A 19,014-nucleotide genomic window follows, 5' to 3' on the forward strand; every position below is an offset into this window, starting at 1 on the left:
ACGCCCTCCAATTATTGCCTTTTAAGCATTTGTTTTCAATGTAACGAATTAATGATAGCATATTTTCAGCCTTTTGAAAAGGGCTCGCTGCTATCTTCTCGCGGATTATATGACTTCGATGAGTTCTTTATCCGCTTTCGTCAGCGGTTCACAGCCATCTTTCGTGACCAGTACCGTATCCTCGATGCGCAGACCGCCCCAGCCCGGAATGTAGACCCCCGGCTCGTCGGTGATCAGCATGTTCTCCTGCAGGATATCGTCACGCTTCAGCGACATGCGCGGATTCTCATGGATCTCAAGGCCCAAGCTGTGACCAAGGCCATGGCCGAAATACTGCTTGAGATCATAACGGGCCAGATTGTCCTGTACCGCCATATGGACGGACTTGCCGGAAACGCCCGGCTTGATTTTCGTCAGCGCCAGCTTCTGTGACTCCAACACAGCCCCATAGATGCGGCGCTGCTTTTCATCTGCATGACCGATGCAGATGGTGCGCGTGATATCCGAATCATAGCCGGCATAGATGGCACCATAGTCCATTGTCAGGAACTCGCCCTCAGCGATGACCTTGTCGGTGGCGATGCCGTGCGGCAGCACGCCGCGGATGCCCGAGGCCATGATGGTCGTGAACGACGGCCCCTCCGAGCCATTTTCGCGCATGCAGTTCTCCAGATGCGCCGCTACCTGCACTTCCGTCATTCCCGGACGCACGTAGGTCAGGATATCCTTGAAGCCGATGTCGGCGATCTCGCAGGCCTTGCGGATATTGGCGATCTCCTCAGCATCCTTGATCTGGCGCAGATCGTCCAGCACCACTGCCGTTGTGAACTCACAGCCGTCCAGCAGCTTGGTCAGCGTGACAAAATCATCATAGATCATGGCATTGCCTTCAAAGCCGATCTTCTTCGCGCCGATTTTCTTGATGCACTCAGCCGTCTTTGCCAGCAGCCCGTTCTCCTGCTCGACGATCGTGAACAGCGGTGCCTGCTGCGCCGCCTGTTCCGTATAGCGGTTGTCGGTGATCAGCATAGCCTCATCGCGCGAAATCACCAGCGTCGTATCGTCGCCGCGGAACCCGCTGAAATAATGCAGGTTCACATACTTCGTCACCACGATAGCATCCAGCTGATGCTCCGACATAAGGGCACGGATAGCCTCTAAACGGCTCTGTTTCATAAAAGGTCAACTCCTGGTTCAGTCTTACATAGGGATATTACTTCTGCAGCTTATAGATGATTGCCTCCAGCGCTGCCATATAGCTCTCGATGCCGAGCCCGCAGATCTGCCCCATAGCCACTGGCGCCAGTACCGACTGATGGCGGAATTCCTCGCGCTTGTGGATATTGGAGATATGTACCTCGATAAGCGGCACATCGATGGCAGCGACAGCGTCACGCAGCGCAATGCTATAATGCGTGAACGCCGCAGCATTGAAAATGATGTAATCGTAGTTGTGATTGGCTTCCTGTATCTTGTCGACCAGGCGGCCTTCGTGGTTGGACTGGTAGAAATCAATGGCGATGCCTGCCGCTTGCGCGCGCTCTGCCATCATGGTTTCGATATCCTTGAGCGTCGTGCTGCCGTAGATTTCCGGCTCACGCGTGCCCAAAAGGTTGAGATTCGGGCCATTCAGTACGAGAACTTTTGCCATGCCTGTTCCTCCCATCAGTAGCGGACGTCAAAGCGTTTTTCATCGGGCACGACGTCGCGCGTTTCCAGCGCAAAGCTCTGCACCCGGATAAAGTAGTTGCCAGCGCGGATGATCTGCTCCAGCTTGTCGATTGCCTCAGCCTCGCCCTGGAGTTCCATCGTGACTGTCCCATCGTCCATGTTCTTCACCCAGCCAGTAATGCCGAGCTCCATAGCATGCTGCTGTACGAACATACGGAAGCCGACACCCTGTACCTGGCCGGCAGCGGTACCAAAATAACGAATAGCCATAATCAACACCACTTTCCCAATTCATTATAAACAACTTCATCTTAATCATAGCACGGTATGATTAGAATTTACAATACAAATCAGAAAATATGATACATCATTTCATTTGTGTAACGTCACGGCGCAGGATCGTATACGGTTCCACCGGCTGCTCCATCTTCATGGACAGCATCATCTGCGGATGCGGCGCAACGCCGATGCTCTCGCCATCAGCATTTTTCATCGCCGTGATTTTCTGGCGGTACAGCGGGCCTGTCGGCTGGAATACTTCGATTTCCTGACCGAGCTTCATATTGTTCCGCTGCTCGACCACCGCCCAGCCCGTCGCTGCATCATAGGAACGCACCAGACCGACGAATTCCGAAGTCTGGTCGTACGATGTCTTGCCATAGATCTGATCGTCAGCGGTCGGCTGATGGTAGTAGAACCCCGTCGTATACGTGCGGTGCGATACCTTCTCCAGCTCATCGAGCCACATCTGCTGCACCTCGAAATGCTCGGGGTCAGCAAAGTAAGCGTCGATAGCCAGGCGGTACGCCTTGACGACGCTTGCCGCATAATGCACGCTCTTCATACGGCCTTCAATCTTGAGGCTGTCCACCCCGCTCTCGATGACATCGCGGATATTCGGCATCAGGCACATATCCTTCGAGTTCATGATATACGTGCCACGTTCATCCTCAGCAATCGGGAAATACTGCCCGGGCCTTGTCTCCTCGACCAGTGCATACTTCCAGCGGCAGGACTGCGCGCAGCTGCCGCGGTTCGAATCGCGGCCCGTGAAGTAGTTCGACAGCAGGCAGCGGCCCGAATACGAGATGCACATGGCACCATGCATGAACATCTCGAGATCCACATCACATTTCTCGCGGATTTCACGGATCTCTGCCAGTGACATCTCGCGAGCCAGCACGACGCGCTTGGCGCCTAGTTTTTTCCAGGCATTCACCGTCGCCCAGTTCGTGTTGTTGGCCTGGGTGCTGATGTGGAGCTCCATCTCCGGGATGAGCTCACGGCACATCATAAATACGCCCAAATCAGCCACAAGCAGGGCATCGACCTTGATCTCGTCCAGATACTTCAAGTAATCTGGCAGCCCAACAAGATCGCTGTTGTGCGGAAAGATATTGACCGTCACATAGACCTTGCGCCCCCGCGCATGGGCGAACTCCACCGCCTCCTTGAGCTCCTCGCGCGTGAAATTGCCGCCGAAGGCCCGGAGGCCAAAGGCCTTGCCGCCCAGATAGACGGCATCAGCGCCATAGAGTATCGCCATTTTCAGTTTTTCCAATGTTCCCGCCGGTGCTAAAAGCTCTGGCTTCTTTATCATAAACAGGATTCCTCCTAAATCAATCTATTTTCTGCAGCCGCTGGTAGCGCGTTACCGCCAGGCCATCGCCGTTCTCCAGGATTTCCGTCGCATAGCCCGGCGTCTCCGTCACCACCCGGATGTACTCACGCAATCGCTTGACAATGGTGCGGAAACGGCGCGGCGGCTTTTCTGCCGACCGCACATAGCCGCGGAACAGCACATTGTCTGCCAGGATGACAGCCTCGTCTGCCAGCAGCGGCTCGACCTTGCGCAGATAGTCCAGATACTGGCCCTTGGCCGCATCGATGAACACGAAATCATACGGTGCTGCCTGCGGCGCAGCACTTGTCAGCAGCTCTGCCGCATCGCCGGTGTGGATATGGATGCGCTCTGCGTATATTGACCGGTCAATATATGCCTGAGCAGTCTTTGACCGGTCAGTACTCAGCTCCAATGTCGTGATTGTTACGTCCTCTGCACCATGATGTGCAATCTGCAGGGCGGAATAGCCAATGGCTGTGCCTATCTCAAGGACACGCCGCGGCCGGCACTCCTCCAGCACACGCAAAAAAGCTGCACGTCCCCGCTCGTTGATGATCGGCACATGGTTCTCCTGCGCATATTGTTCCATTTCCGCCAATAAATTTTCTATCGCTTCCAAGATAACTCCTACTGTCTAGTCCCATTGACCGGTCAACGCACCTGATCGACCAGGATCTGATGATCGGCATAATTCGTCGAATAATGGTTGTGGCCCTTGCGGTCGGCTACAAAGTACAGATAATCCGTATCCGCCGGGTAGAGCACCGCCTTGATGGCCGCCATGCCAGGGCTTGCGATCGGTCCCGGCGGCAGGCCGCGGTGCTGGTAGGTATTGTACGGCGACTCGATCTTCGTATCCTTGATGGTCACGTCTTCCTTCGGCGCATCCAGCAGATATTGCAGCGTCGTATCGGACTGCAGCGGCATGCCGAGCTTCAGGCGCTTGAAGAATACTTGGGCGATGATGGGCCGGTCTTCCGCATAAAGCGCCTCTTTCTCCACCAGCGAAGCCAGCGTTATGACCTCAAAGATCGTAAGGTCCATCTCCTCCGCCCGAGCCCTGAGCTTCGACGTCATCCGCGTGTCGAAGTCCTCAGCCATCATCTTCATGATAGACTCCGGCGTAGCCTCCTCATGGAGCTCATAGGTGTCCGGGAACAGGAAGCCCTCGCAGGCATAACGGATCTCAGGCTTGCGCTCGATGTAGTCATAGGGCGCATACGTCTTGGCCTTGCGCAGGAACTCCTGCTCATCGACCAGGCCTTCATCGGCCAGACGCTTCGCGATCTCCTTGATGCCAAAGCCCTCGGGGATCGTGAACTTCACGACGGCCGTATCGCCCGCCACCAGTTTGTTGAGCACCTCTTCGGCTGACATGTCAGGATGCATGGCATACATGCCCGTCTTGAAGGAGCTGGCCGCATTGCTGGTCTTGACCTTCCACCAGAACGGCCACTTGCTGCTGAGCACGCCGTGCTGCACGAGTTTTTCGCCAATCTCATTGGCCCCCATGCCCGGCTTGACCGACACATAGATCACCTGATCGGCGGACATTGCCGCCCGCTGCGCTGGCTTGCCCTGGAACAAGAGCATGCAGCTGCCTAACAGTACCACAAGGACAGCAATACTCACCACAGCCCACCGTTTCCAGGTCATCCTGTCACTGACCTGCTCCAACTTCCCCGTTACCCAGTCCAAACTCTCCTGATGGTCTGACAGCCACTTTTCGAGGCTTGCCTGCCACGCTTTGAGCTTCTCTCCCACAACAACATCTCCATTCCTTATAAATGCGAAAAAGCTGCCACTCCATCTGGATGGCAGCCCCGCAACAGGATTTACTCCTGCTCTGCTTCGTCAACCAAAGCGTTATAAGCTTCCTGAACCGCCAGAAACTCTTCGTCCGTCGGCTCAATGTATTCCTCTTCGCCATTCTCGTCGACAACAATCTTCGCAATCAGCACATCCTCGTCACCGTCTTCACAGCCGCAGCCGCAGCCATGTTCATGCTCATCGTTGTGCAGGCCGACAAGCAATGCATACTTCTGATCGCCCACCGGGATGATCATCTCTTCTTCGTAGTAGTATTCATTGCCCTGATCGTCCGTCATGACAACCACAACGCCGTCTTCGTTCATGTCTTTCTCTTTATCTGCCATTTGAGTCACCTCTCATAGTAATTTTGTCTAAAAGCATTTTAGCTTATTCCAAGAAAATTTGTCAAGCAAAAGCCGCCATCAGCGCAAGCTGTCCAGATAGCCCTGCAGGATGAAGACCGCCGCCATCTTATCGATGACCTTCTTGCGCTTCTTGCGGGAGACATCGGCTTCGATCAGAGAACGCGTAGCCGCAACAGTCGACAGGCGTTCATCCCAAAACACCACTTCGACGTCCGGATACGTCTCCTTGACCTTGGCCATGAATTCCTTGACGATGCTGCAGCGGTCACCCTCGGTGCCGTCCATGTTCTTGGGCAGCCCCGAAACCAGCGACTTCGTCTCATACTGCTCCATAAGCTCACCCAGTCGCTTCAAATCATCTTCTTCCTTGCGGCGACGGATCGTCTCGACCCCCTGCGCAGTGAGGCCCAAAAGATCGCTCACCGCTATGCCGATTGTACGGTCGCCAATATCCAGCGACATATAACGTTTCATTTACTTATTCTTCTCCAAATACGCTCTTACCAACTCTTCGAGCAGCTCATCACGCTCCAGCTTGCGGATCTGGCTGCGGGCATCGTTATGGCTCGTCACATACGCCGGGTCACCTGACAGCAGGTAGCCAACCAGCTGATTGATAGGATTGTAGCCCTTTTCCTCCATCGCCTGGCAGGCATTGCGGATAATCGTCGCTGCCTTGTTCTCATCATTGCCGAATTTAAACATCATCGTTTCTTCGCTGACCATAGCTGATTCCTCCCGAATATGTTTTCGCTCTATCTATTGTATCATATTCTATCCGCATTTCCTAGAAATATTCTGAAAGACGCCCGTCTCTGCAGAAAAATACCGTCCAGCACAATCTGTGCCAGACGGTGAATAACTGCTTGGTGATTATTTGATCATGTCGTGCTGGATCATGTACTCGGCAATCTGCAGCGCATTGAGGGCTGCACCCTTGCGGATCTGATCCCCGCAGCACCAGAGATTCAGTGCGTTCTCGCAGGAGTAGTCCTTGCGGATACGGCCGACTTCTACATCATCCTTGCCCGACGTGAAGAGCGGCATCGGGTATTCCTGCTCATCGGTGTTGTCTTTGACGACAGCCCCCGGGAAAGCATCGATAGCCTTGCGCGCTGCCTCGACGCTGACCTCATCCTCGAACTCGATGTTGACCGATTCCGCATGACTGCGATAGACCGGTACGCGGACCGTCGTTGCCGTCACGCGGATATCCGGATCGTCGAAGATCTTCTTCGTCTCGTTGACCATCTTCATTTCCTCTTTCGTGTAGAGGTTGTCCTGGAAGACGTCAATCTGCGGGATCAGGTTGAAGGCAATCTGATAATGCTTGTTGAGCGCAGCACCCGGCAGGATGTTCGCCGTTACCTCACGGCCGTTCACGATATCATCGACCTGCTGCTCAAGCTCAGCCATAGCCTCTTTGCCGCCACCCGAGACAGCCTGATAGGTCGATACGACAACGCGCTTGATCTTCGAGATATCATAGAGCGGCTTGAGTGCCATGAGCATGATGATCGTCGAGCAGTTCGGGTTGGCGATGATGCCTTTATGCTTGCTGATGGCCTCAGGATTGACCTCAGGCACGACCAGCGGGACTTCCGGATCCATACGGAAAGTACTGGAGTTATCGATGACTACCGCACCGGCCTTGACGGCAGCCGGAGCAAAGACCTTGCTGGCACCGCCGCCAGCAAACAGAGCAATCTGAACATCCTTGAACGAATCTTCCGTTGCCTCTTCCACCGTATATTCCTTGCCCATGAACTGGATCTTCTTGCCAGCACTGCGCTTGGAAGCGAGCATCTTGAGGTTGGCGAACGGGAAGTTGCGCTCCTCGATGAGATTGAGGAACTCCTGCCCAACGGCACCCGTGGCACCGAGGATTGCTACATTGTACTTTTTCATATAGATACATCCTTTCGATGATTGATAGCAAATGCTACTCTGTCTAATTAGAACTCCAACAGCTGATCAAGACCGATCGTAAGGCCCGTAAGGGAACGCACCTTCTTGGCCGCCAGGCAGACACCTGGCATGAAGGACTCGCGATTCATGGAATCGTGACGGATTGTCAAGGTCTGGCCCAAGCCGCCAAAGATGACTTCCTGATGGGCCACATAGCCCGGCAAACGGACGCTGTGAATATGCATGCCCTCGTAGTCAGCACCACGAGCACCGGCTAATTTTTCCTTTTCCTCCGGATGCCCCTGCTTATGCACCTCACGGACTTCGGCAATCATGGCTGCCGTCTGGATGGCCGTACCCGACGGCGCATCGAGCTTATTGTCATGATGCAGCTCGATGATCTCCACCTCAGGCATATACTTGGCGGCCTGCTTGGACAAAACCATCAGCAACACCGCCCCGATGGCAAAGTTCGGGGCGATGAACGCCGGCGTGCCATTCTTCTCTGCCGCCTGCCGGATCTCAGCCTTCTGCTCCTCCGAAAGCCCCGTCGTACCGACGACTGGCGAGACCTTATGCTCCAGTGCCGTCATGACATTGCCGAAAACGACATCCGGCCGCGTGAAGTCAACCATGACCTCAGGTTTCAGCCGCGCGAGCGCTGCCGCCAGGTCTGTTTCCACCAGAATGCCATTGGCCGGCAGGCCCACCAGCGTACCGGTATCGGCTCCGCCATGGATGTCACAAGCTCCCACGAGCTGAAGATCCTTATCCTCCTGCACCGCCTTCAGGACAGCCTGTCCCATGCGCCCGCAGGCACCATTTACGAATACTGTAGTCAAGCTATGCGCCTCCTAGAATTTTTTACGCACAAAAGATAACTTTATTGTATAGTATGTCCGCCAATTATGTCAAGATGTTCTCGACAAAAAGACGGCAAAATCATCACGTTTCGGTGATATTGAGAAATTGCTGCTGATACTGTAACGCCAAGATCGGCAGGATATCACGCACATCGGCCTGGTTCTCCATCGTCTCGAGCGCCGCCCGGCGCGCCAGCAGCAGGATATCCATATCCTGCAGGACATCGGCGATCTTGAGGTCTGGCAGGCCATGCTGCATCGCACCGAAGAACTGTCCCGGCCCCCGCAGCCGCAGATCTTCCTCAGCCAGTTTGAAACCATCGGTGGTCTCCGCCATGATCTGCAGCCGCTCCTTGGCGTTCTCCGTCTTCATCTCCGAGACGAGGATGCAGAAGGATTGATAGGGCCCGCGGCCAATGCGGCCGCGCAGCTGGTGGAGCTGCGCGAGACCGAAGCGCTCGGCATTCTCGATGACCATGATGCTCGCATTCGGCACATTGACGCCAACCTCGATGACTGTCGTCGACACGAGCAGTTTGATCTTGTCCTCATAGAAGTCCTGCATGACCTGCTCTTTTTCCACGGCCTTCATCTTGCCATGCACGAGACCGACAGGCACATCACGGAAAATCCCATAGCGCAGCTCGTCATAGATCTCCTCTGCCGACGGCAGCGGGCTGTCCTCATTCATCTCGATCAAGGGACAGACGACATAAGCCTGCCGCCCTGCCTCAAGCTGCGTAAGCACGTATCGGTAGATGAGTTCGCGTCGGTCAGGCTGCCGCACAAAAGTGCGGATTGGCTGGCGCCCGGGCGGCAGCTCCTGGATCAGCGACACATCGAGGTCACCATAGACGGTCAGCGTCATCGTGCGCGGAATCGGCGTCGCGGTCATGACGAGGACATCCGGCATGAGCTCGCCCTTCTTTTCCAGCTCGGCACGCTGGGCAATGCCGAAGCGATGCTGCTCATCGGTAACGACAAGCCCCAGCTTGGCAAAACGCACGCCTTCCTGGATCAGCGCATGGGTACCAATGACGATATCCACCTCATGGGCAGCAATGGCTGCATACATCTCCTCGCGCTTTTTCTTGGTCAGCCTTCCCGACAAAAAGCCAACGCGGACACCGAGCGGCTCGAGCTGCGCCTTGAAGCCTTCGTGATGCTGGCTGGCCAGGATCTCTGTCGGCGCCATGAGCGCCCCCTGATAGCCATTTTCCACCGTCTTCACCAGCGCCAGCATAGCAATGACCGTCTTGCCCGAGCCTACATCGCCCTGCACCAGGCGCCGCATCGGCACCGGGCTTTCCATGTCCCGGCAGATTTCCCGCCAGACTTTCGACTGGTCATTGGTCAGCTGGAACGGCAGGCTCGCTTCGAGACGATGCACGAGCTCACTCGAAAGCAGATGGCGGATTCCCTTTTTCTTTTCCCGCGACTGCCGTTTGAGGATCAGCAGGCCGCATTGGATCAGATATAGCTCCTCAAAAGCCAGCCGGTTGCGGGCCGCCTTGAGCTCGGTAAAATCCGCGGGGAAATGGATTTTCTGCAGGGCCTCACGGCGTCCCTGCAGCTGGTAGCGCGTGCGGATGTCCGCAGGTATGACCTCAGGCAGCTCAAGCTCCTCCTGCAGGAGCCCGGCCATGGTCTTGCGGAAGAATTTCTGATTGAGCCGTTCCGTTGCCGGATAGACTGGCAGGATGCCGCACATTTCCTCCGGCGTATCCTCGTCGTCCAGGATCTGAAAGCCGCTGAGCTGGCTCATGGCGAACTGGCCGCGGCCGCCATAAGCATATTCGGCCTTGCCGGTCACAAACACACGCCTTCCCGTCTGCAGCTGTTTCTTCAGATATTTCTGGTTGAACCAGGTCACCTGCAGGAAAGCGCTGCCATCGCCGATGAGTGCCGTGAGGATCGTCATGCCGCGCCGCCCCGCCTGGCGCTCACTCACGTTCATGATAACGCCGGAAACCGTCGCACGCTCTCCCGGCTTTAGCTCCGCGATCCTGGTCAGCACGCTCTGATCCTCATAGGTACGCGGGAACCAGGTCAAAAGATCATAGACCGTGCGGATGCCCATGCGGTTGAGCTCTGCCTTTTTCTTCGGGCCAACGCCCTTGACATATTGGATTGAATCTCGTAACTTCACTCGCCATCACCTAAAACATTCGTTTGTTCCCTATCATTTTAGCAAATTACGCCCAGCCCTTCAATGGCAAAACCTGCCGGATACCTTGCCATCCCTGCTGCTACTATTTATAATAGACAAGTCAGGAGGGATTCGATTGATCAAACTAATTGCAACCGATATGGATGGCACGCTGCTCGACGGCAACCATCGGATATCGTCTGAAAACATTGCCGCCATCCGTCAGGCACAGGCCGCCGGCGTCCGCTTTGTCATCGCCACGGGCCGCATCATGGCTGACGTCCGTGCCTTCATCGAAAGCTACGACCTGCATCCCTGCTATCTTACCATGAATGGTGCCGAGCTCCATGATGAGCAGCATCAGCTGCTGCATGCCGCCTACATCGATCATGCGCGCAGCCGCAAGATCTACGAGACCATCGAAAGCTTCCACCGCTTTAACCTGGAAATCTACACCGACCAAGGCCATTACAGTGCCAATTCCCGTCTGCGGACATATCGCGGCCTGCTCGACCGCATGCGCGAAGTGCGCCCCGGCACGACTTTCTTCAAGAACTTCTACTGGGCACTTCGCAATCCCCACTTCCGCAAGCTGCAATACATCCACGACCTCGAAGGCTTCTGGCAGAGCGATATCCACATCGCCAAGTTCATCACCTTCAGCCAGAAGCCTGAGCTGCTCGCAGCACTCAGCGACAAGCTCAGGCAGGAAGTCCCGGGACTGGCACTTTCAGCCAGCTTCCGCACCAACATCGAAATCAACGACGCCAAGGCCACCAAGGGCAATACGCTGCGCGTACTGACCCAACGGCTCGGCATCCGCGAAGACGAAGTCCTCGTGCTTGGCGACGGCACCAATGACCTTTCGATGTTCGAGGCCTTTCCCACCCATGCCACCGCCATGGAAAACAGCGTACCTGCGCTGAAAGAAAAAGCTGCGCACATCACGGCCGACAACCTGCACCACGGTGTTGCCCAGGCCATAAAGCAATATCTATGAAACAAAAAGCTCACCACGCACAATGCGGTGGTGAGCTTTTTTGCTCAGTAGTTGAACTTAGCCTCAAACATGCGATGCCACGGCAGCGTGACCCGAAGGTTTTCCAAAGCAGCATAGGGAGGCAGGTTCTTGACCGCAAACTCGCGCATCAGCGTATTGATGCGGTTCACGATGCCCGTCTCATAGCTTCCCATATTGCTGTATACATCCCAGCGGCGGAAGCCGGCGATGCTGGCCGCCATCTTTGTGCGGACGTTGGCCTGATAGCCCCAGTCATCCAGATAACGTTTGGTCAGCAGGTTGTCACAGGCATCATCCGGCATCCGGCCCGAAAGGAGCCCCGTCGCGATGACAAAGCCCGTGCTGTTCGTCGGCGTATTCCAGCCCGCATAGGCACGGATCTTATAGAGGAGGCCGCCAGCCTGCAGGGATTTGAGCAGCGCGTTATCGGCACCATTGGCAAAGGCAATGTCTGCAATGCCCACAACCTTGCCCGCAGCTACATAATCGTTGACCTGCTGCGTGAAATACTTCGTGGTGCCGCGATCCACACCATTGTTGGCCAGATTCCCCTTGGCCGCCGTCACAAGGTTCGCCTCACCGGTACGTCCATCCTCATTCGTATTGACCAGCAGCACGAAATCTGCGCGCTCCGGCGTATTCACGACCAGACCGCCAGCTGTGCGCACCGAAGCGCGGATGGTAGCATCGATGCGCGTGTCCGAATACCCCGGCACCGTATCCGCACCTTTGCCCTTGTTGTACTGGACATAGATGAACGGGATCTCCTTCTCCGCATCATTGACTGCGCGGCTGAGCAGCAGCGCGCCAAACTCATCGATACCAGCCAGCACCTGATAGCGCGTATCTGGCAGCCCTTTACCGTAATCCTCCAGCAGAAGGCCTTCGTGGTGGGTCTGCGAATATGGCGCGTTGTCATCCTTGCCGACTACCAGATAATCGATGACACCTTGACGTGTCAGATCGACCAGCTGCTCGCTGACCTTGACGTTCTTGGCACGGCGCGCGCGCCAATCCTGCCAGACTTCCTGCGGCACGGCCTGCTCATGCTGCGCCATGGCCTGCTCCTCTTCTGCAGTGAGCCCCTGCAGCGACTTCTTATCAGCCAGAGCCGAGTACTGGAAGATATCCGCACCATACGGCTGATAATATGCTGGCTCCGCATTGCCCGAATACATGCCGCTCTTCGGCGTGCGCATGATGGAATCAAACACATAGAGCTTGAGACGCGGATTCTCCTGCCGCAGCTGGGCAAATTCCTGCACACGCGCGGCCAGCGTCTGTTCCTCAAGCTCATGCTTCCGCGACGGCACCAGGCCGCCATAGACCATCGAGTCTGAGGAGAACATGGCGGCATCAGCGCCGCGGACATTCTCCTTCGCCCACTGCCAAAGCTTATCCGGATCGCCTGGCTTATCCACGCCACCGCTCAAGAGCTCCTGAGGCGGTATGACAACCTCATAGCCCGCAGCCCGTGCGACATCAGCCGTATCCTCACAGGAAATCGGCCGGTTGTCGTGGGGGATGAAAACGAGCCGCCCCTTGCCAGCAGCCGCAGCGCCGCTCAGTGAACAAGCCTGCAGCGCCGTGATGAGCAGTCCGCTCAGCATCATAGCCTTGATTTTCATCGAATCACTCCCTTTTCTATCCATACTATTCTTATTATACAGCAAAAATTTTAAAAATACCTAAAAAAGAGGAACCTCGCTCAGAGGTTCCTCCCATAGGTGAAGATATATCCGTGTCAGCGAATGAATCAGAGCTGCGGGCCTGCAGCGACAAGAGCCTTGCCTGCTTCGTTCGTCGTGTATTTATCGAAGTTCTTGATGAACATCGATGCCAGTTCTTTGGCTTTCTTTTCCCACTCAGCCGGATCAGCATACGTGTTTTTCGGATCGAGGATGTTCGTATCTACACCCTCAAGCTCCGTCGGGACTTCGAGGCCGAAGAACGGGATCTTCTTCGTCGGTGCATTGGCGATAGCACCGCTATGGATGGCATCAATGATACCACGCGTATCCTTGATGGAGATGCGTTTGCCCGTGCCATTCCAGCCCGTGTTGACAAGATATGCTTTCGTGCCATTGGCTTTGACGCGTTTTACGAGCTCCTGTGCGTACTTCGTCGGATGGAGTTCGAGGAACGCCTGTCCGAAGCAAGCCGAGAACGTCGGGGTCGGCTCCGTGATGCCGCGCTCCGTACCAGCAAGTTTTGCCGTGAAACCAGACAGGAAGTAATACTGCATCTGCTCCGGCGTCAGGATGGAAACCGGCGGCAGGACACCAAAGGCATCAGCCGAAAGGAAGATAACGCTCTTGGCAGCCGGTGCAGCGCTGCGATCGTTGACAAAGCCTTTGACCGTTCCTTTGATATGGTCGATAGGATACGATACACGCGTGTTCTCCGTGATGCTCTTATCCGCAAAGTCAATCTTGCCTTTTTCGTCAAGGACAACGTTCTCAAGCAGTGCATTGCGCTTGATTGCGCCATAGATGTCCGGCTCCGACTCCATATCGAGGTTGATGACCTTTGCATAGCAGCCACCCTCGAAGTTGAAGATACCCTCATCGTCCCAGCCGTGCTCATCGTCACCGATCAGCAGGCGTTTCGGATCCGTGGACAGCGTCGTCTTGCCCGTGCCGGAGAGGCCGAAGAAGATAGCCGTGTTCTTGCCTTCCTTGTCCGTGTTTGCCGAGCAATGCATAGCAGCGATGCCCTTGAGCGGCAGGAAGTAGTTCATCATGGAGAACATACCCTTCTTCATCTCACCGCCATACCAGGTGTTGATGATGACCTGCTCGCGGCTCGTCAGATTGAAGACGACAGCCGTATCGGAATGGAGGCCAAGCTCCTTGAAGTTCTCGACTTTTGCCTTGGAAGCGTTGTAAACCGTGAAGTCCGGCTTGAAGTTTGCCAGCTCCTCTTCCGTCGGTTTTACGAACATGTTCGTAACAAAGTGAGCCTGCCAAGCAACCTCAACGATGAAGCGTACAGCCATGCGCGTATCCTTGTTGGCGCCGCAGAAAGCATCGACAACATAGAGCTTCTTGTTGGAGAGCTCTTTCTTGGCGATTTCTTTGCAAGCTTCCCAAGCTTCTTTCGTCGCACGGTGGTTATCGTTATGATAAGCCTCAGAATCCCACCAAACGGTGTCATGGGAGGTCTCATCATCGACGATGAATTTATCTTTTGGGGAACGGCCCGTGAAGATACCCGTCTTGACGTTTACTGCACCGAGCTCCGAAATCTGGCCGATTTCAAAACCAGTCAGACCTTCTTTGGTCTCTTCCTCGAACAACGTCTTATACGAAGGGTTGTGAAGAATTTCCGTCGTGCCCGTGATTCCATACTGAGTAAGATCGATGTTTGCCATTTTACATTCAACCTCTTTCATAAAATGTATTAACTGTTGATAAGGTTTTCACACTTCACTTTCCTTACCACGAATATTATATTAGCTTATTTTTCCATAAATGTCAACTATTTGCATGGTAAAATTTTAAAAATGGCATTTATCGAAATTGTTTGTCAACAAAATAAAACAAACGAAAAACGCAGTATGGATTGCTATTGTTCCCACTGCGTTTCTCGTGTTCATATCATTCTATCATGCCTCAGCAAAGGCCAGCACTGCCTGGCGCATGCCCTCGCATGCACAGACATCATCATGGCGCTGCGCCTTGGTGCGCAAGGATGCCAAGCCCTGCGGCGTCGGATCGTCGTTGAGTTCCTGGAGCCTATCCAGCATCGCGAACTCATCAAGGCCTGCAGTATCCACGCCCAGTGCCTCAAGCACACTGCCGTTGAATTTATACGGACTTGCCGTCGAGGCGATGACCATATAGCGGTCATCCCCCGTCGCCTGCTGATAATTCTCCGCCACCTTCCAAGCCACGGCCGTATGCGTATCCGGCACATAATGCTTGTCTTTGTAGACACGGCCGATGAGTTCCTTGGTATCCGCATCGCTTGTCCAGTCCGCCCAGAAGGTCTGCTGGATCTTCTGCAGCAGCTCTGCGCCGATATCATAGCGGCCCGTTGCCGAGAGCTCCTGCATCCAGCCGGCAACCCTGGCCGTATCGCCAGTCATATGATAGAGCAGACGCTCGAGGTTACTCGAAATCAGGATATCCATCGACGGCGTAATCGTCTTGTAGAAATCGCGGTTGCGGTCATAGACACCGGTGCGCAGGAAATCTGTCAGGACGTTGTTCGCATTCGAGGCACAAATCAGCTTATGGACCGGCAGCCCCATGCACTTGGCATAGAAGCCTGCCAGGATATCGCCGAAGTTGCCTGTCGGCACCGTGAAGTTGATTTCATCCCCCGCCTCGATCTTGCCTGCCTTGACAAGATCTGCGTAGGCACTGAAATAGTAGACGATCTGCGGCACAAGACGACCCCAATTGATGGAGTTGGCCGAGGAAAGTTTGACACCTTTCTTCCCGAGCTCCTCGTTGAAGGCCTTGTCGCTGAAGATGCTCTTGACGCCGCTCTGGGCATCATCGAAATTGCCGCGTACCGCCGTGACATTGACATTCGCCCCTTCCTGCGTGAGCATCTGGAGCTGCTGGATACGGCTGACACCGCCCTCGGGATAGAATACCATGATTTTTATCTGATCGACATCGCAAAACCCCTCAAGCGCTGCCTTCCCCGTATCACCGGAAGTAGCCACAAGAATCAATACCTTATCCTGCTCGCCAGTCTTCTTGAGGGCCGTGCTCATGAGCTGCGGCAAAAGCTGCAGGGCCATGTCCTTGAACGCACTCGTCGGGCCATGCCAAAGCTCAAGTACGCCAAGATCGTCGAATATCCTGACTGGAGCGCGCATTGCCGCATCGAATTTATGATTGCCATAAGCCCGCGCAACACAGCCTGCAATCTCATCAGCCGTATAATCCGTAAGGAACAGTCCCAGCACTTTGGCCGCGCGCTCTTCATAGCTCAGCTCCCCTAGCGATGCGATGAATGCTGCATCAACCTTTGGCATGCTATCGGGCACGAACAAGCCGCCATCCGCTGCGAGTCCCTGGATAATGGCCTGCGCCGAGTCAAGTTTCACGCCATTGCCTCTCGTGCTGCTATATTTCAAATCAACCGCCTCTTTCTTTTCCATACTATTATAAACTGCTCATCTTTTGCGCCTGACATCCGTCAGAAATTGGTTCTAGACTGTATTCGAGGTTTATTATATCATATATGAAAGGCGAATCCTATAGAAAATATAAGATTGTCGGCTGAGAAAAAACTTTTTTCTCGATATTTTACATTATATTTTAAAATTACATGATTTATACTGAGTTATGTAATTATTAAGGAGTGTTTTACCCTTGTTGAAAATTGCTATGGGCCAGATGGAAGTCATCCCGGGCCATCCTGACCAGAATACCGCCAAAATCCTTGCCATGATCGCTGAATCCAAAGAACAAGGCGCCGATATCGTCATCTTCCCTGAAATGGCTGTTCCCGGCTACCTGCTCGGCGACACCTGGGAGCAGTCCTCGTTCCTCAAGGATTGCGAAAGCTATGGCCAGGATATCATCGCTGCCTCGACGGGCATCACGGTCATCTTCGGCAACATCGCAGTTGACTGGTCAAAAAAGAACAACGACGGCCGCGTCCGCAAATACAACGCCCTGTTCACAGCACAGGACGGCAAGCTCATCCAGCCTGACAACATGCCGTATCCATACGTCATCAAGACCCTGATGCCCAACTACCGGGAGTTTGACGATACCCGTCACTTCTTCAGCCTGCAGAAGCTCGCCCGCGAGCTCGGCACCACCCCTGACCAGCTGCTCTCACCAGTGACGGTCAAAATCAAAGGGCAGCGCTGCCGCATCGGCTGCCTGCTCTGCGAAGATGGCTGGGGCGATAACTACGAGCTGGAACCATTTACGCTGCTTGGCCGCCACAAGCCTGACTTCTTTGTCAACATCTCGGCCTCGCCCTATACCCTCGGCAAGAACGACAAGCGCAATCGCGTTTTCGGGGCACAGGCCCAGCAGGCCGGGGTCCCGCTCTTCTATGTCAATGCCATCGGCCTGCAGAACAACGGCAAGACCATCTACACCTTTGACGGGTCAAGTACGGCGTACAACGCCCAGGGCCATGTCGTTGCCGTCGCACCAGAATACCAGGAAAACCTGGCCCTTATCGATATGGGGCAGATTGACAAGTCAAAGCCAGTTGACAAGTCAACGGAAAAAGACATCGCGCATATCTATCGCGCACTCCACTACGGCGTCAAACGCTTCCTCGAAAACATCCATATGAAAAAAGTCGTCATCGGCATCTCGGGCGGCATCGACTCAGCGGTCGCCGCTGCCCTCTACGCCAAGATCATCGGCCCTGAGAACCTGCTGCTCGTCAACATGCCGAGTGTCTTCAACTCCGCGACCACCAAGGGACTCTCCCAGCAGCTGGCCAACAACCTCGGCTGCCAGTACATGATTGTCCCGATCCAGCAGTCCGTCGACCACACGGTTGACCAGCTCGAGCACACGCTGATGACATATCTGGCCGACGGCAGCATCAGCAATCTCACCGTTTCTTCGTTTGTCACCGAGAACATCCAGGCGCGCGACCGCAGCGCCCGCGTGCTCGCAGGTGCCGCAGCAGCCTTCGGCGGCGGCTTTACCTGCAATGCCAACAAAGCCGAAACAACGGTCGGCTACTCAACGCTCTACGGCGACCAGTCGGGCTTCCTCGCTGCACTGGCTGACCTCTGGAAACATCAGGTCTACGCACTGGCCTACTATATGAACGAAGAAGTCTATGGCCGCGAAGTCGTGCCCCAAGGCATCATCGACATCGTGCCCAGCGCAGAGCTCTCCAGTGCCCAGAACGTCGACGAGGGCAAGGGCGACCCCATCAAATATCCATACCATGACTATCTGTTCCGCTCATTCATCGAGCGCTGGGAAAAAGCTGCGCCGCAGGACATCCTCGAATGGTATGCAGCTGGCACCGTCGAAGAAAACCTCGGCTGTGCGCCAGGCCTCGTCGCCAAGTACTTCCCTACGGCTGCCGATTTCATCGCCGACCTCGAACGCTGGTGGAATCTCTTCTGCGGCATGGCGATCGCCAAGCGCATCCAGGCACCGCCAATCCTGGCCGTCAGCCGCCGCGCCTATGGCTTCGACCACCGCGAAGCCCAGAACGGCCCCTACTATACGCGCCGCTATCGCGAGCTCAAAGCGCAGCTGCTTGCTCGCTGACCAGCATGACACAACCGAAAAAGCCACGGGCTTATCCAGCTTGGTGTGCTCCCCGTCAAGTGGACAGGTAAAAAAATAAAAATATTCATTGCTGCTCGCAACTAATGCGAGCAGCTTTTTTCATGCAACTCCAACCAGTTTTTCGTGGTACTCACTTGGGGTTCGTATGCCTAAATGACGCTGTGGTCTGTCATAAGTGTAATATCTTATATATTCCTCAATTGACTCAACCAACTCTTGCCGGGAAGTAAATCTGCGCCTGTAGTACATCTCGCGCTTCAAGATACCCCAGAAGCCTTCCATGGGGCCATTGTCTAGGCAATGTGCTACACGGGACATGCTTTGTGTCATACCAGCCTGTTCAATTTTGGCGCGGAA

18 protein-coding genes are annotated in these 19,014 nt (G+C 54.8%); 2 read left to right on the forward strand and 16 right to left on the reverse strand.

The features are described 5' to 3' along the window. Positions 1-105: 105 nt before the first annotated feature. The 12 genes from BM181_RS04190 to recG form a co-directional block, all read right to left on the reverse strand. A complete protein-coding gene (locus BM181_RS04190; RefSeq protein ID WP_075442562.1) occupies positions 106-1,176 on the reverse strand; it encodes a M24 family metallopeptidase in 1,071 nt (356 codons plus the stop codon). Between the two features lie 37 nt (positions 1,177-1,213). Continuing rightward, positions 1,214-1,651 (reverse strand): type II 3-dehydroquinate dehydratase, encoded by a 438-nt coding sequence (aroQ, locus tag BM181_RS04195; RefSeq protein ID WP_075442563.1) that lies wholly within the window; start codon positions 1,649-1,651, stop codon positions 1,214-1,216. Positions 1,652-1,665: 14 nt separating this feature from the next. Further along, positions 1,666-1,941: an acylphosphatase gene (locus BM181_RS04200; RefSeq protein ID WP_075442564.1), complete on the reverse strand. Its 276-nt coding sequence runs from the start codon at positions 1,939-1,941 to the stop codon at positions 1,666-1,668. Between the two features lie 97 nt (positions 1,942-2,038). After that, positions 2,039-3,271, reverse strand: a complete 1,233-nt coding sequence (locus tag BM181_RS04205; protein ID WP_075442565.1) for a peptidase U32 family protein — start codon at positions 3,269-3,271, stop codon at positions 2,039-2,041. A gap of 19 nt (positions 3,272-3,290) precedes the next feature. Next, entirely contained in the window at positions 3,291-3,914 is a 624-nt protein-coding gene (locus BM181_RS04210; RefSeq protein ID WP_255449206.1) for an O-methyltransferase, read from the reverse strand. 32 nt (positions 3,915-3,946) lie between these two features. After that, positions 3,947-5,059, reverse strand: coding sequence for an endolytic transglycosylase MltG (gene mltG / locus BM181_RS04215; RefSeq protein ID WP_256211289.1), 1,113 nt, complete (start codon positions 5,057-5,059; stop codon positions 3,947-3,949). Positions 5,060-5,130: 71 nt separating this feature from the next. Continuing rightward, positions 5,131-5,451: a DUF1292 domain-containing protein gene (locus tag BM181_RS04220; protein ID WP_075442567.1), complete on the reverse strand. Its 321-nt coding sequence runs from the start codon at positions 5,449-5,451 to the stop codon at positions 5,131-5,133. 78 nt (positions 5,452-5,529) lie between these two features. Continuing rightward, positions 5,530-5,946, reverse strand: coding sequence for a Holliday junction resolvase RuvX (gene ruvX / locus BM181_RS04225; RefSeq protein WP_075427954.1), 417 nt, complete (start codon positions 5,944-5,946; stop codon positions 5,530-5,532). Then, positions 5,947-6,198 (reverse strand): IreB family regulatory phosphoprotein, encoded by a 252-nt coding sequence (locus BM181_RS04230; RefSeq protein ID WP_075427953.1) that lies wholly within the window; start codon positions 6,196-6,198, stop codon positions 5,947-5,949. Between the two features lie 147 nt (positions 6,199-6,345). Further along, positions 6,346-7,380, reverse strand: a complete 1,035-nt coding sequence (locus tag BM181_RS04235) for an aspartate-semialdehyde dehydrogenase (protein ID WP_075442568.1) — start codon at positions 7,378-7,380, stop codon at positions 6,346-6,348. 47 nt (positions 7,381-7,427) lie between these two features. Then, entirely contained in the window at positions 7,428-8,222 is a 795-nt protein-coding gene (gene dapB, locus BM181_RS04240; RefSeq protein ID WP_075442569.1) for a 4-hydroxy-tetrahydrodipicolinate reductase, read from the reverse strand. Positions 8,223-8,325: 103 nt separating this feature from the next. Continuing rightward, positions 8,326-10,392 (reverse strand): ATP-dependent DNA helicase RecG, encoded by a 2,067-nt coding sequence (gene recG / locus BM181_RS04245; RefSeq protein ID WP_075442570.1) that lies wholly within the window; start codon positions 10,390-10,392, stop codon positions 8,326-8,328. A 136-nt stretch (positions 10,393-10,528) separates the two neighbouring features. On the opposite strand from recG, the gene BM181_RS04250 reads away from it, so the two are divergent. Then, the gene (locus tag BM181_RS04250) at positions 10,529-11,392 is read left to right on the forward strand and encodes a Cof-type HAD-IIB family hydrolase (protein WP_075442571.1); all 864 of its coding nucleotides are present in this window, start codon (positions 10,529-10,531) and stop codon (positions 11,390-11,392) included. Between the two features lie 44 nt (positions 11,393-11,436). Here BM181_RS04250 and BM181_RS04255 read toward each other — a convergent pair whose 3' ends face one another. The 3 genes from BM181_RS04255 to thrC form a co-directional block, all read right to left on the reverse strand. Further along, positions 11,437-13,041: a DUF4127 family protein gene (locus BM181_RS04255; protein ID WP_256211290.1), complete on the reverse strand. Its 1,605-nt coding sequence runs from the start codon at positions 13,039-13,041 to the stop codon at positions 11,437-11,439. Between the two features lie 128 nt (positions 13,042-13,169). Next, the gene (gene pckA / locus BM181_RS04260) at positions 13,170-14,786 is read right to left on the reverse strand and encodes a phosphoenolpyruvate carboxykinase (ATP) (RefSeq protein WP_075427947.1); all 1,617 of its coding nucleotides are present in this window, start codon (positions 14,784-14,786) and stop codon (positions 13,170-13,172) included. Positions 14,787-15,020: 234 nt separating this feature from the next. Then, positions 15,021-16,532, reverse strand: coding sequence for a threonine synthase (gene thrC, locus BM181_RS04265; protein ID WP_075442573.1), 1,512 nt, complete (start codon positions 16,530-16,532; stop codon positions 15,021-15,023). Between the two features lie 214 nt (positions 16,533-16,746). Between thrC and nadE the strand changes: the two genes are divergently transcribed. Then, positions 16,747-18,636 carry an NAD(+) synthase gene (gene nadE / locus BM181_RS04270; protein ID WP_075442574.1) on the forward strand — a complete coding sequence of 630 codons (1,890 nt, stop codon included), beginning with the start codon at positions 16,747-16,749 and terminating at the stop codon, positions 18,634-18,636. Between the two features lie 120 nt (positions 18,637-18,756). Here nadE and BM181_RS04275 read toward each other — a convergent pair. Next, the coding region (locus BM181_RS04275; protein ID WP_143092108.1) for an IS3 family transposase at positions 18,757-19,014 on the reverse strand (258 nt) is incomplete at its 5' end.

The organism is Pseudoselenomonas ruminantium (assembly GCF_900113715.1).
In the GTDB taxonomy this organism is placed as follows: domain Bacteria; phylum Bacillota; class Negativicutes; order Selenomonadales; family Selenomonadaceae; genus Selenomonas_A; species Selenomonas_A caprae.